Origin of the sequence: uncultured Methanobrevibacter sp. (genome assembly GCF_937898925.1) — an archaeon.
In the GTDB taxonomy this organism is placed as follows: domain Archaea; phylum Methanobacteriota; class Methanobacteria; order Methanobacteriales; family Methanobacteriaceae; genus Methanobrevibacter.
Genome location: NZ_CALDKF010000085.1, coordinates 1 through 14,772, shown reverse-complemented (window position 1 = coordinate 14,772; position 14,772 = coordinate 1). Strand labels below are relative to the sequence as shown.

Sequence of the window (14,772 nt, the reverse complement as noted above, 5' to 3'; positions counted from 1 at the left end):
TTTTAATACAATATATAGTTAAGTAATTATATTTTGAAAATGAGTAAGAAAAATTAAAAAATAATTTTAAAAATCAATTCTAAAAAATAAATCTAAAAATAAGTCTATAAATAAGTCTAAAAATAAATTAAAAAAGAAAAAAAATGTTTTGTAAAAAATAATGGTTTGGTTTAAAAAAAAGAAAAAGAATTATGGATAGATTACCCCATCAGGGACTCCATAATCTTTATATTTTTGAGCTATCTTATCGACAGTTCCATCTTCATACATTTCATTTAAGGTTTCTTGAACTTGATCTCTCAATTCAGTATTGTCCTTAGCGAATCCAACTCCATACTGTTCAAGAGATAATGGGGGTTCTAAGATCCTATAATCTTTCTCATCATATTTTGTATTGATTATGTATTTCATAACATCACAATCGCCAAGAACAGCATCACAGGTTCCAGATTCCAAATCCATGAATGATGTATCATATTCAGTTATTTCATAGATATTTGCAAAATCGTCTTTTAAGTCTTTATTGTTTTCAAGAGCTGCAATAGCGCTGCTTCCCATTTCCACATCTATATCTTTTCCTTTCAAGTCTTCAACTGAAGAGATGTTGGAATCCGCTTTTACAACGAATACTTGGGAATTGTTGAAATATGGTTTGGTCCAAGCGTAATCATCTTCACGGCCATTGATTGTAAATCCACTCCAAATACAGTCTATAGCGCCGGAGTCGAGTTCAGCTTCTTTAGTGTCCCAATCGATTATCTGGTGTTTCACTAATGTCCAATTGTTTCTGTCACAGACTTCTTGGGCTAAGTCTAAATCGTAACCGGTCACTTCACCATTATCGTCTGTATATTCAAATGGTGGAAATTCAACGAAAAATCCTACAACGAAATTGGTTTCATTATTTTCAGCGCTGGAGTCATCACCTAAAAAATCAAACCAACCTGCACTAACTGAGCTTATCATCAAAAAAGAAATAAGCAAAACAGTTAAAACCATAAAAATTCTCTTTATATTAATCTTAAGCCCCTCCAATAAAAATTAAAACAATCCATATTTAATAAAAATTTTTTTTCTGAATAAATTGTTCAATAATAATTGTTCATATTACTATTTATTCAATTTAATATTTAAATATGGGATTGTTAATCAATTCAATATTTAAAAAGAGCAATAATAAAAAACAAATTAGTTCCTATACGAACAAATAAAAATCTGTCAAAAAAAAAAAGAAATTATAAGTTGATTTAATCAACTTATTTGAAATTAATTCTTTCAGCAACGTTTCTTGGTAATGGAAGTCTTCTGAATGGCATTCCTTCAGTTTCTTCCTTAACTGATGCGATAAGTTCATCTGCAGTCATGTCAACTTTCTCACCAGTTTTTCTTACAGTTACATTGTAATTGTCGGTTTCAACTTCCTTGTCACCGATTACAACGATGTAAGGAATCCATTCCTTAGAAGCGTTTCTGATTTTCTTACCTACTCTGTCATCACTGTTGTCAACATCTACACGAATGTTTTCTGCTGCAATCTTGTCAGCCAATTCGTTAGCATAGTCTAAGTGCTTTTCACCGATTGGCAAGATTCTTACTTGAGATGGGCTTAACCAAATTGGTAACATTGGAGCTTTTCCATCTTCTTTTGCAGTGTTTTCAAGTAAGCTGCAGATAACTCTTTCTACACTACCTGTAGGTGAACAGTGTAAGATGATTGGGTTTTGAGCATCTTCGTTTTCATCAACATACTCGATGTTGAATCTTCTACCACTTTCAACATCTATTTGCACTGTAGGGTTTTCAATAGGTCTTCCTAAGTAGTCAATAGCTGCAAAGTCGATTTTACAGGACCAGTAGTGTTTTCTTTCAGGCAAGATTTCGAGTAATAATGGTTTGCCGATTCTTTTAGCGGTTGCTTCCATCCAGTCCTTGTGTTCATCGTAGAAGTCTTTGGTTGCTCTGAAGATTGCTTCGTAGTTAACGTCAAGGTCTACACCGGTTTGCACACACATGTCAACTTGATCATCAAACTCTTCAAGTGCTTGTGGCATGTCAGCACAGAAACTGTGCATATCAGGCATGGTAAATGCTCTGAGTCTCTTAAGACCTACAACTTCTCCTCTTTTCTCGAATCTGAAACTGTAAGTGGATAATTCATAAACCTTAGCAGGCAAGTTTTTCCAGGTAAGGAAAGATCCGCCAAGAACTCTGAATGCACCGAAACAGCATGCAAATCTAAGCATCAAGTCTTTTTTGGTTGCGGTTTTGTATTGTCTTTCACCGAATTTTGCTGCATGTTCCCTGATTGCATCATTTGCAAGGTCATAGAAGATTGGAGTTTCGATAGGCATTGCACCTAAGTCAACTACAAAATTGTAAACGTAATCTGCAAGCAAGTCACGTACTAATCTACCTTTAGGATACCATTTGAGGTTTCCAATGTCGGATGCAAGTTCATAGTCACACAATTCCTTTTCTCTCATGATCTTTACATGTGGTGGCTCTCCTTCATCACTTGCACCTTCACCTAATTCATATGCAACCAATTTTTCCAAATCTTTGCTTTCATAGTTGTATTCCTTAGGATCAAAGGTTTCCCCATCCTTAAAGATCAACCAGGTGGATGGTTTTTTCTCTTCTTTCTCTTCCTCTTCTTCGACGTCTGCAGTAATGGTTCTTGAAAGTTCGGATAATGGGTGTCCTTTACAAGAAATTTCAAATGCCTTATACCAACCGAATGGTACTCTAAACACATCCAATCCTTCTTCTTTAAGTGCTTCCTCAGCATCTTTCAATATTTGCACAGCTACTTTAGGTGCACCAAGGGATGAAGAAAGGTGAGCATATGGGTACAAGACGATTTTTTCTGCATTGACTTCTTCATTGGTTTTAATAACTTCAGCAACTAAATTATTGACAATAGCGCTTGGATTTTCTTCATCCTCTTTTTCAATGGATGAGAAAACAACCAAAGCTTCATCAAAAGTTCCATTTTTTTGAGCTTCTTCGATTTCTTCAGCTACTGGAGTTTTGTTTTTTACTTGATATTTTATATAATCAGAGTGAATAAGTAAAACTCTCATATTTTCACCAGTTTTTGTTTTAAAAATAATTTATTGATAAATATTATAACACAATAATATTATAACTTTATTTTTTATATTATTTAACTATTAGTAATGATTGTGATTTCAAATAAAGTCATTTTGAAGCCAAAATTATATTATTGAATTAATTATATTGAATTAAAATAAGATATAGAATTAAAAATAAAAAAAGAATTTAGATTAATAATCATTAATCTAAAATTAATTTCAAATCAGGATTTTCAACTGATGCATCCTTAAAAGTAGCTATTAGATCTTCATCAAGAACTGAACTGTCCTTTATAATGATAATTTTATTAGGCAATTCACTAAGACAATCGTATAATGCATCAAGATTTTCCCCATAATAATCTGGGAAATCCAGTTTTTCCTTAATGTATTCATGAGGATTCTCTTTCATTTCTTCCCCATACAAGACTATTTCATTCATGTTATCTATCATCTTTTTCAGTTTTCTTCTAAGTCTTCTATTTTCCAATAGTTTATTTGTCATAATATCAATTCTAAAGCAGTTCTATTGCAATTTTATATGCAATTTAAGTTAAGTGTTCAAAGCTTGCATAATGGTCTCCAGTATAGTAAACTTCAAAGTCATCAGTGGAATAAACTATTCTTTTCGGTCCTCTGCTTGATGCACCTAATGTATCAATATCACATTCCCTATACTCATGGGTTATAGGCAAGATTGATTGGCGGTTTGTAAATATGTCCCCTCCAATGCATTTTCCAGGAGCATATTTTTCAACACTTCCACCATGCCATCCAAGAGCTTTCGCCTCTCCTTTGGTGATGTAATTTGAAGGAAGCTTGTGATATGTGCTTATATAGGCTGCAACTTCTTCCTTAGAGTCATAAGTCCCATCTTCTGTGATATTAATGTCATCTAAAGCAAGTGTAGAAGAGTCAGAATCTGAATCATCTCCAATGCAACCGCTTACTGCAACAACAGCAAGCAAGACGATTAATATCAATCCAATAATTTTCCAATTTTTCATTTTCAATCCCTTTTCATTTTATAAAAATATTGGTTAATCTTAATTTATTTCTTATTTTTAATAAAATTTTTTAAGTTTTTTTAAGGGATTATTATGTTTTTAATTAATTTTTTTAGTTTTTTTTAAACATTTATTCCAGTTTTAAATTAATTTTTTAAGTTTTTAATTAATTTTTCTAAAAAACTTCCTTAATCAGATTAATTTTTCTTAAAGTATATAAAATATTATGGATATAACTTTAATAGTACAATTATTGATTTATTAAAATCAAAAATTTTTATTATTTATTTTTATTTGCATATGAGAGGAATCTTTGTGGATAAGAAAAGGATATTGATCATTGTAACAGGAAGAGGTATAGGCGGAGATGCCGGTACAGCATTGAATGTTTACAATGCACTCGAAAAAAGAGGATATGATTGTGAAATCGCTTTGGATGAGTCCGCTCCAGGATTATTATTTAAAAAGAATGATATAGGGTGGAATAAAGTGATTATCCCACAGGCTGGAGGCCACTCTGCAACAATCATGACCACCATTAAAGCAGGTATTCGTGCTATTAGAGGTGTTCTTCAAACAAGAAAGCTTTTGAAATCCAAGAAATTCGATTTGGAATTGGGCATTCTTGGAGGGGGAGCTATTGTCGGCGCTCTTGGTGCGAAATTAGCAGGAATTCCTACTGTAAGCCTTTTGATTACTCCACTTGACACTAAAGTATGCAGTCATATTGGAACTCCAATCATACTTCCTGAAAACAATTTATTTTTAGCTGAAGACATTCCAGAAAATATGGTAAAGTCCTTCTCCCCAGTTAATGACAACATTACCCATGGAGATAAGAACAAGGCGTTGGAAAAGATTAAGGAACACTCTAAAGAGGCTAAAGAGAAAAATCCTGACGCAATTGAGTTTGATGAAAACAAGCCAACCATAGTGTTTTCATCTGGTTCTTCATTATTTGAAAAGACCGCTCAAGCAATCAATCAATTCTCCAAATACTCTGATAAGTACAATCTTGTTTTATGCGGTGATCCTTTAGAAGACTCTGTCCTTAACTATATTGATGAAACCAAAATGATCAATGTTGGCTTTATTGATTGGGTAAATGACCTATTGTGCCTTGCAGACCTTGCAGTACTCACCAATGATGGATTGATGCTTCATGAAGCTATGGTATGCAATTTGCCTGTTGTAATATTAAAAAGAGTTAAGTGGGGCAGATACCATGACATGGTTTCAATCTTCAAAGGGGCAACTGTAGAATGTGACCTTGAGGATTTGGATGAAAAGATCTTTGAAGTAATGGACAATTATGATGAGTTTGCAAAAAGAACAGATGAGTATAGAACTGCTATTCTAAACGTAGATGACAACATTTGCGCTATAGTTGACGGATATTTAAAATAAGTCTAATAGTTATTCTTTCAGCAATTCCATTCATCATTAAAATCTTATACTATTTCTTTCTATTTTTTATTTTTATGTGGATTCCATCATCTATTTTTAAGGAAATCATTATCTTATGGTTCCACCAATTCCCTCAATGAATTCTTCAACATAATCTTTATCTTCCCTTTTGAATAATGTGTAATGGAAGGTATAGCTTTTTTGTGAATCATCTATCTGTGCACCGCCATAAACATCAACAATCTCCACATCAATGACAGGTTCAATATTCTTAAACATCTCAAGCAAATGCTTCTCATCACATTTTGAAGGCAGCAGCACAGACAAGTCAAAATGCTCCAGTTGAAGATTATCCTTTTTCCATTCAAAGATCTCATTTTCAGACATTATGTCTATATTGGAAAGCTTAAAGCAAATTTCATCATTGCTTCCAGTTTCCAGTATTACATTTTTAGTTCCAACTTCCTTTACAATTCCCATATGCACGTTTTCAGAGTGTTGGTGCTTCAAGCCCACTTCCTTGCCTATTGATTTTGCCAATACATTTGCTTTCTGGGTCAACATGCTTATTGCCTTGTCTGAACGAGCCAATGCGTCTTCATGTCCATCCAAATGCTTTGCTGATTCAACAACAGACTTGACAAAGTCGTCCTCTTTCCCTTCCTCAATCAAGTTTGATAGGTATATGCTTTCCTTTATCAATGCTTCCCTTGCATTTGATGTTTCCAGATTATTCTTTTGTATGGAATAGTAGAGATAAGGATTTTGATAAACTACACGGCTGACCATATCCAGCATAATTGTGTAGACAGGGCTTGAAAAGTTTCTGGATTCCTTGACATTGATATTCAGTTTCCTTATTGTTGAAGCAAGGCTAATGTATGAAAAGTGAGTTAATCCTTGGACGATGCTCATATATTTGTCATGTTCATTCGGTGTTGTGATTACAACTTCACAATCGGTTTTATCTAAATAGTCCTTTACACGAGGCAACCACTTAGGGGACCTGTTTTCGATAGGGGTCAATATGATGATTTGCCTTTTGAGGGTAGGGACTCTTGGACCGAACATGGGGTGGCATGGCAATATCTCTGCATTTTTCGGTGCATATTTTTCCAAAGCTTCTGCAGGGTCTGTCTTTACGCTTGTCACATCCATTAAGAGTGATCCTTCAGGTGCATGTGGAGCCACTTCCTTAATGGTTTCCACCATATATTCTATAGGAACGCTGAATATGATGATATCAAGGTTGCGGTTACTTTCAATGTTATTGTTGCTGTATTCAACACCTATTTCCTCTGCAACTGGTTTTCCAGAGCTTTCGTCACGGCTTGTTATGCGTATGTTGAAGTCATTTTTCAGGTGTTCCGCAAACCATTTTCCTAAACCGCGTGTACCTCCAATGATTGTCATATTGCTTTTATCGTTATGTGTCATGTTCGCTCCCCATTATTCATCATGCCATTATTAATATCAAATAGCTTTTCATAAAAAATTTCCAATCCTATTTTTATTAAATTACATATTAATCCTTTTTGATAACTTTTTTAATTTTTTTCATAAATTTTTTTAATCTATTCATTTATTTCCTTTATTTTTCTTACTTTTTTTAGCTTTCATCTTATTGAATTGATTCAAGAATCTCTCATCAAAGTTTTGACAGATGTCCTCATATCTGTTTTGCACTCCTACAGATGTCTCAGGTAGAATGGATTTCTCTTCTCCTGTAAATTTTACGATTGTACGGAAAAGCTCTTTCCCATCCCTAATGACTATTTTTACAAATTTGATGTCTGTTTCTATAATTTCCAAATTATCCAATTTAGCTTCCTCAAACATCTTAATGATTTCGAGCTTTTCACCATCGATGTAACATTCTGGAGTTGCAAGGATCTTTATTGGAACACCTCTTGGAAGCTCTTTGAATGCTTTTATAAGGGCTTCTCCTTCCCCTTCAAGAAGGAATCCTATTCTCATGTTGATTGATTTCCGTGCTCTTTTAATGATTTCAATCTCTTTATTGATAATGTTCTCGCTTGTTTTGATAAGCCAAACAGGGGCTTGAATTTCGGATATGTTATCATTATAGATTTCATCCAACTTTTCCTGGGAAGATTCAAGCTCTTTAATAAGTTCATCTTTCTTATTTTTGAATATTTCACTTGGAGGCACGACATGGTATTCGAGAGGTCTTGTATGGGTTATTGTAATGAATCCTTTCTTATCCAATTGCTTTAGGGTATTGTAGATTTTAGATCTTGGTATCTCTGATGCTCTAGCTATTTCTTCAGCCTTTCCTGAGATTAGATTAGTCATTCCTATGTATGCCTTTGCCTCGTACCTTGTAAGGCCGAATTTCTCTAAAGATTCTATAATTGATTCCATACAAATTCTCTCCTATTAAATTTTCTTATCTAATATTACTCTATTGTTTTGTTTTATTATATATTTTGTTACTTTTTACCCTATGCTAGTTACAAAATCTTTATAAGTCTATAAAAAATATCTTTAATTACATAAGAATGAAAATAGAAAAAATTTCTTGTATAGTTCAAGTTGTTCAAGCAATTGAAAAGCTTGATATTAAAATTCTTATTTAGGCCTATTTATTGATTTTAATAAAACAATATTGCAATTGAAATTTCTATTTTCTAGTCTTTGAGAGAAGTAAAATTCTTATCTAAATGGATTTGATTTTATTTAAAATTAGAAAAAGGATGTGTGTTATATGAGTGATTTCAACATGTTTTGTTATCAATGTTCCCAAACTGCAAGAGGCAGTGCATGTACAAATGCAGGGGTATGCGGTAAAAATGGTACTGTTGCAAGACTTCAAGACAATTTAATCTTTGCAATGAAAGGTATATCTGCCTACAACTACCACTGCAATGAATTAGGAGTCCATGATGACTCTGTAGATGAATTTTTAACCAAAGGATTATACTCAACATTAACAAACGTAAACTTTGATGTTGCTGATTTGGTACAGTTAGGACTCGACGCTGGTGAAGCTAACTTTAAGGTCATGAAGATGCTTAAGGAAGCTCACATCAAAAACTTTGGTGAACCAGTTCCAACTGAAGTAAAAGTCGGTGCACAGGAAGGGCCAGCAATCATTGTAACCGGTCATGACTTAAAGGCTTTAGAAGAATTGTTAAAGCAAACTGAAGGAACCGATGTAAAGGTTTACACCCACAGTGAAATGTTGCCTGCACATGGGTATCCAGAATTAAATAAGTATGAATCTTTAGCAGGTCAAATAGGTGGAGCTTGGATTGATCAAAAGAAAATATTTTCCGAGTACAATGCAGCGATCTTAGGTACAACCAACTGTGTATTGTTACCAAAACCTGAATATGCTGAAAGATTGTTCACTATGGATATCGTAAAAATCCCTGGTGCACAGGTTATTGAAGATTATGACTTCAAGCCATTGATTGATAAAGCTATTGAATTAGGAGGTCTTGAAGCTGAAGAGCTTTCTACTGTAACTACTGGTTTCGGTTTAAGCACTATTTTATCCTTAGCACCTCAAATCAAGGAATTAGTGCTTTCAGGCAAAATAAAAAGATTCTTCCTTGTAGCTGGTTGTGACACTCCAAACCCAAGAATGAGCTATTACAGAGAATTCGTACAGGAATTGCCAGAAGATACAATTGTATTAACTCTCGCTTGTAATAAGTTCAGATTCAACGATCTTGACTTAGGGGACATTGAAGGAATTCCAAGACTATTGGACTTAGGTCAATGTAACGATGCGATTGTAGCTATTGACCTTGCTGTAGCATTATGTGAATTGTTTGAAATGGAATTGAATGAATTGCCTCTTACCATTGTATTAAGTTGGATGGAACAAAAGGCAGCTGCAATCCTTTGGACATTGTTATATCTTGGAAAAACCGATATGTTCATTGGACCTGTTCTTCCTGCTTGGGCTAATGAGGACATATTGAATGTTTTAGTTGAAAACTTCAACTTGACTCCAATATCAACTCCAAAAGAAGATATCAAAAAGATTATGGGATAAATCCCATAATTTGTTTTATTTACAAATTCAAAACATTAAAATCATATATAAAACTTAAACTATTAATTAAAAGGAGAAATTACTATGGATTTAAAAGGAAAACCAATCGAAATGGAAAGCTTGATTGAATATCAGGAAGGCTCTGTTGTGAGCATGGAAGTTATCAAAAAGGAACTTGGTACTGTAACTGTATTTGCATTTGACAAGGGACAAGGATTAAGTGAACATAGTGCTCCTTTTGATGCTATGGTTCAAATAATCGATGGTGAAGCGGAAATCACATTGGCTGGTGAACCTCACACAGTCAAGAAAGGGGAATTCCTCATCATGCCTGCAAATGTTCCACATGCATTGCAAGCAGTCAATGGACCATATAAAATGGTTTTAACAATGATTAAATCAGATTAGATTTAATCACCTTTTCTCTTTTTTTACTATCTTTTTTAAATTTTACAATTTGATTATGATATTGCTTTTATTTTGCAAAATGACTTCTATATTTTCTTCAATACTTATATAATAGAAAATTTAAATTCCTTTTTATAAAAAATTTAATTTTATTTAGTTTTATATTTAATTCTCTCTTTTCTAAAGAATATTTTATAAGTAAAAAAATAGGTATTTTTTAATTTGAAAGTTAATTTTAAATATGACTGTCAATATATATTTTAATAGTCATATATAACTATAATAAAAATTAATATTGATTGTGTTTGGTGATATCATGATTTATGCAGATACAAAAATCTATAAGAACAATCAAACAGCTATCCCATCTAAAATACGCAAAGAATGCAATATTGGTCCAGATGATATTATTGAGTGGATCTTAGATGATGATGGCAAAGTAACTTTAAATTTTAGAAAGAAAGTGAGTTTTAAAGAAATGAGAGGCTCTATCGATTTAGGATATAAAACTAATTCTGTAGAATTGGAAAAGGAGCTTTATGAATGAAAATTTTATTTGATACAAATTTTATTGTGGCTTATATCTTGAAGTCTGATGAAACACATGAGAGAGCCATACTTTTGGAAGACAATGAAAATATATTTGATAATGAACTTTTCATAACTAATCACATAGTGGATGAGGTTGTCACTATCATAGGTCAAAAGTCAAATCCGGAAGGGGCCCTGAAATCCTATAGGTTCTTGAAAGATAATTTTACCATAATCAATGAATATGACTGCTTTGACTTTAATGATAGAGTGATGGCCAGATACAATAAGATGAATGATGACAATAGTCAAAAACTTGGGTTTACTGATGCTTCTATCATTGAAATTGCAAAATTATTCGAATTGGATGGTATTGTTACCTTTGATAAGGAATTTAGAAGCAATGATGAAGTGGATATAATAAGTTAATTAATTAAATAAGTATTGACAAATAATAAGTTAGCAAAAAAGAGAATGTAAATTTAAATTTATAATTATATTTTTATTGGATGATATTATGAACAGTGATAAGGTAAAGGCAGGAGTACAGAGAGCACCACACAGATCTCTTTTACGTGCTTGTGGATTGAAGGATGATGATTTTGAAAAGCCATTCATTGGTATTGCAAACAGTTACACTGACATTGTACCTGGTCATATTCACTTAAGGGAATTAGTGGAATATGTAAAGGAAGGTATCAGAGCAGCTGGAGGAATTCCATTTGAATTCGATACCATGGCTATCTGTGATGGTATTGCAATGAACCATGACGGTATGAAATATTCACTTGCTTCACGTGAAATCGTGGTAAGCACTGTAGAAAGTATGACAATGGGACATTGCTTTGACGGACTTGTAATGATTCCAAGTTGTGATAAGGTTGTTCCTGGTATGTTGATGGCTGCTGCAAGGCTTGATGTTCCATCCATCTTTGTAACCGGTGGACCAATGGAACCGGGAAAATACAATGACAAGAATGCAGATTTGATCACTGTATTTGAAGCAGTCGGTGAATTGTCCTCTGGAAAGATTACTGAAGAGGAATTATATGAATTGGAATGCTGTGCTTGTCCTGGAGCTGGAAGCTGTTCTGGATTATTCACTGCAAACACCATGGCATGTGTCACTGAAACTCTTGGTATGAGCTTGCCTACCTGCGCTACAGCTCTTGCATTAAGTGATAAGAAAAAGGAATTGGCTGTAGCTAGTGGTAAAAGAATTGTAGAAATGGTAAAAGAGGACTTAAAGCCATCTGATATCATGACTCAAGCCGCTTTTGAAAACGCTATTGCAATGGACATGGCTCTTGGTGGATCAAGTAACACTGCACTTCATATTCCAGCTATTGCATTTGAGCTTGAAGAGAAGGGAGTTCATGCAGACTTGGACTTATTTGATGAAATCAGTGACAAGGTAGCTCATATTGCACTCTTATCCCCAGCAGGTGAAGACACCATGGCAGATTTGCATGCTGATGGAGGTATCCCTGCAGTATTGAAAACAATAGAAAGCAAACTAGACACAAGTGTCATGACATGTACTGGAAAAACATTGGAAGAAAACCTAAAAGATGCAAAAGTCACTGGAAATGGAGTCATTCACACACTTGATAATCCTATTCACGAAGCTGGAGGACTTACTGTACTTAAAGGAAATCTTGCTCCAAACGGTTCAATTGTAAAATCTGCAGCAGTACCTGAAGATATGATGCAACTTAAAGGCCCTGCTAAAGTTTACAATAGTGAAGAGGATGCTGTTGAAGCTATCTTCAATCATGAGCTTAATGAAGGGGACATTCTTGTAATCAGATGTGAAGGTCCAAAAGGAGGTCCTGGAATGAGAGAGATGCTAAACCCAACTTCCGCTATTATGGGAATGGGCATCAAGAATGTTGGACTCATTACAGATGGACGTTTCTCTGGAGGAACAAGAGGTCCTTGCATAGGTCACGTATCTCCTGAAGCGATGAGTGGTGGACCAATTGCAGCACTCAAAGATGGAGACATAATTGAAATCGACATCACAAACGGTAACTTGAATGTTGAATTGTCTGATGAGGAAATCAAGGAAAGAATTGCAAATGCAGATTTACCTGAGAAAAAGGTCAAAGGATGGTTAAACATCTACAGACGTTCAGTTTCCTCTGCAGATGAAGGAGCTATTTTAAGATAGCTTTTTTCTTTTTATTTTCTCTTTGTTTTTTTTATAAAATTTTAATTTATTCGTATATTATAGAAAAGTAAATGGAGTTAATAATGAAATATTTCATACTTTAAAAATGCATTAAGGGGTTAATCAATGAAATATAGAAAATTAGGAAAAACAGGGCTAAAGGTAAGTGAAATAGGTTTTGGTGCTGAATGGCTCCAAGGTAAAACATTAGAAGAATCAAGGGAATTGATCGATTATTGTCACAGTGAAGGCGTAAATTTCATTGACTGTTGGATGAGTGAACCTAATGTAAGGACCAATATTGGAATAGCCATTAAGGACACAAGGGAAGATTGGATCATTCAGGGTCATTTCGGATCCACTTGGCAAGATGGCCAATATGTCCGTACACGTGAGATGGACAAGGTCATTCCAGCGTTTGAAGACTTTATGGAACGTTTTCAAATAGATTACCTTGATTTCGGTATGATTCATTATGTTGATGAGGTAGAGGATTTTGAGAATATAATGAATGGTGAATTCATCAAGTATGTAAGGCAGCAAAAGGAAGATGGAATAATAAAGCATATTGGAATAAGCACCCACAGCCCTACTGTAGCACTTTTAGCTACTGAAGTTGAGGATATAGAGCTCATCATGTTCAGCATAAATCCTGCATTTGACATGTTGGCATCCATTAATGACATAGCTGTTTACATTGAGGATGATACTTATAAAAACAAGGAATTGGAGGGTCTTGCACCTGAAAGAGCAGAATTATATCAAGTTTGTAAGGAAAAGGACATTCCTCTTGTAGTTATGAAAGGATATGCTGGAGGCAGATTGCTTAGAGATGAGGATTCTCCATTTGGTGTAGCACTCACACCTATCCAATGTATTGATTACTGTCTTACAAGGCCTGCAGTTGCATCAATAATGGTTGGTGCAAATGATGTCAAGGAAATGGATGATGCAATTGCATATGAAACTGCAAGTCATAAGGAAAAGGATTATACTTCAGTGCTTGTAAATGCACCTAAAAACTCTTATGATGGCCAATGCACTTATTGCGGCCACTGTGCACCATGCACTGAAAACATCAATATCGCAATGGTGAACAAGTTCTATGACCTTGCAAGGCATCATGATGAAGTTCCACAATCCATTAGGGCTCATTATAACGATTTAATGTTTAATGCATCTGATTGTATAGAGTGTGGAAATTGTGAGGAAAGGTGTCCTTTCAATGTCAGAATTGTTGAAATAATGGAAAAAGCTAAGGATTTATTCCAATAATTAACCTTTTCCTTTTTTTAATATTTTTTTCATTTTTAATATTTTCCTTTTTTTTATTATTTTTTCGTTTTAACCGGAAATTTACAGATTTTAACTAAAAAATTGCAAATAAAAAAGCAATTGCAAACGGAGCAACAACCTCACCCAGAATTGCATTATTTAAAACCAAATAAAAAGAAAACAACAAGTTTCCTCCTTGAAATAATTATCATATACATAAACAAAATATTTATCTTCGTTTTGTTTTGCTAAATCCAAAACCTTACTATAATCTTTATATAAATAAATTGGAGTAGTATTTATAAGACCATTTATTGATAATAATATGCAAGATATAGGGAACTATTATGTAATAAATCATGTGGTAATGTTTACAGGACTTACAGACCGAACGATTCGTAATTATATTTCGTCTGGAATATTACAAGGAGAGAAAATCAATGGCTTGTGGCACTTCACACCAGAACAAGTGGAAGAATTTGTAAGACATCCAGCGGTACGACCAAGTATTCTAGCGAAAAATAATGGGATAGTGTATGATTTCCTATTAGATGATAAAAAGAAAAGTCCAGAAATATGTTTGATTTTGGATACACCGAATGTAGAAAAGAAAGAAGTGGCAGAATACTTTTGTGATTGTATTTGTAATGGTGAGTTTTCTAAAATACAGTTTTCTTTTGATGGTGTTATGGAAAATGCACGAGTGATTTTAAAAGGCGATGCGGATGATGTATTAAAACTTGTGAATGAAAAATAAAAACCAGAAGTAAAAATTACCCCTGGTTTTCAATTTGATTTATTTTTTTATTGCGCAAAAAGTTTTCTACATTCTAGATAGAATCTTTTTTC

14 protein-coding genes are annotated in these 14,772 nt (G+C 33.8%); 8 read left to right on the top strand and 6 right to left on the bottom strand.

The features are described 5' to 3' along the window. Positions 1-189: 189 nt before the first annotated feature. From Q0409_RS06850 to Q0409_RS06835, 4 genes are all read right to left on the bottom strand, one after another. On the bottom strand, positions 190-999 hold the full coding sequence (locus Q0409_RS06850) for an amino acid ABC transporter substrate-binding protein (protein WP_298536367.1): 810 nt from the start codon (positions 997-999) through the stop codon (positions 190-192). A 257-nt stretch (positions 1,000-1,256) separates the two neighbouring features. Beyond that, on the bottom strand, positions 1,257-3,083 hold the full coding sequence (locus Q0409_RS06845; protein WP_298536365.1) for a threonine--tRNA ligase: 1,827 nt from the start codon (positions 3,081-3,083) through the stop codon (positions 1,257-1,259). A gap of 214 nt (positions 3,084-3,297) precedes the next feature. After that, on the bottom strand, positions 3,298-3,600 hold the full coding sequence (locus tag Q0409_RS06840; protein WP_298536363.1) for a barstar family protein: 303 nt from the start codon (positions 3,598-3,600) through the stop codon (positions 3,298-3,300). A 43-nt stretch (positions 3,601-3,643) separates the two neighbouring features. Beyond that, entirely contained in the window at positions 3,644-4,102 is a 459-nt protein-coding gene (locus Q0409_RS06835) for a ribonuclease domain-containing protein (RefSeq protein WP_298536361.1), read from the bottom strand. 315 nt (positions 4,103-4,417) lie between these two features. On the opposite strand from Q0409_RS06835, the gene Q0409_RS06830 reads away from it, so the two are divergent. Next, positions 4,418-5,509: a glycosyltransferase family 1 protein gene (locus tag Q0409_RS06830; RefSeq protein WP_298536360.1), complete on the top strand. Its 1,092-nt coding sequence runs from the start codon at positions 4,418-4,420 to the stop codon at positions 5,507-5,509. Between the two features lie 108 nt (positions 5,510-5,617). Here Q0409_RS06830 and Q0409_RS06825 read toward each other — a convergent pair whose 3' ends face one another. Both Q0409_RS06825 and Q0409_RS06820 read right to left on the bottom strand, forming a co-directional pair. Beyond that, complete coding sequence (locus Q0409_RS06825; protein ID WP_298536358.1) at positions 5,618-6,946, bottom strand: prephenate dehydrogenase; 1,329 nt, start codon at positions 6,944-6,946, stop codon at positions 5,618-5,620. Positions 6,947-7,087: 141 nt separating this feature from the next. Continuing rightward, positions 7,088-7,894, bottom strand: a complete 807-nt coding sequence (locus Q0409_RS06820) for a TrmB family transcriptional regulator (RefSeq protein ID WP_298536356.1) — start codon at positions 7,892-7,894, stop codon at positions 7,088-7,090. 343 nt (positions 7,895-8,237) lie between these two features. Between Q0409_RS06820 and hcp the strand changes: the two genes are divergently transcribed. The 7 genes from hcp (at position 8,238) to Q0409_RS06785 (ending at position 14,680) form a co-directional block, all read left to right on the top strand. Beyond that, a complete protein-coding gene (gene hcp / locus Q0409_RS06815) occupies positions 8,238-9,536 on the top strand; it encodes a hydroxylamine reductase (RefSeq protein WP_298536354.1) in 1,299 nt (432 codons plus the stop codon). Positions 9,537-9,614: 78 nt separating this feature from the next. Continuing rightward, entirely contained in the window at positions 9,615-9,944 is a 330-nt protein-coding gene (locus tag Q0409_RS06810) for a cupin domain-containing protein (protein WP_292786388.1), read from the top strand. 316 nt (positions 9,945-10,260) lie between these two features. Then, positions 10,261-10,491, top strand: coding sequence for an AbrB/MazE/SpoVT family DNA-binding domain-containing protein (locus Q0409_RS06805; RefSeq protein WP_298536352.1), 231 nt, complete (start codon positions 10,261-10,263; stop codon positions 10,489-10,491). Next, on the top strand, positions 10,488-10,904 hold the full coding sequence (locus Q0409_RS06800) for a type II toxin-antitoxin system VapC family toxin (protein WP_298536350.1): 417 nt from the start codon (positions 10,488-10,490) through the stop codon (positions 10,902-10,904). The genes Q0409_RS06805 and Q0409_RS06800 overlap by 4 nt, the downstream gene beginning before the upstream one ends. 88 nt (positions 10,905-10,992) lie before the next feature. Beyond that, a complete protein-coding gene (gene ilvD / locus Q0409_RS06795; protein ID WP_298536348.1) occupies positions 10,993-12,648 on the top strand; it encodes a dihydroxy-acid dehydratase in 1,656 nt (551 codons plus the stop codon). Positions 12,649-12,774: 126 nt separating this feature from the next. Further along, positions 12,775-13,923 (top strand): aldo/keto reductase, encoded by a 1,149-nt coding sequence (locus Q0409_RS06790; RefSeq protein WP_298536346.1) that lies wholly within the window; start codon positions 12,775-12,777, stop codon positions 13,921-13,923. A 325-nt stretch (positions 13,924-14,248) separates the two neighbouring features. Then, entirely contained in the window at positions 14,249-14,680 is a 432-nt protein-coding gene (locus Q0409_RS06785; RefSeq protein ID WP_298536344.1) for a helix-turn-helix domain-containing protein, read from the top strand. The last annotated feature ends 92 nt before the right edge of the window (positions 14,681-14,772 follow it).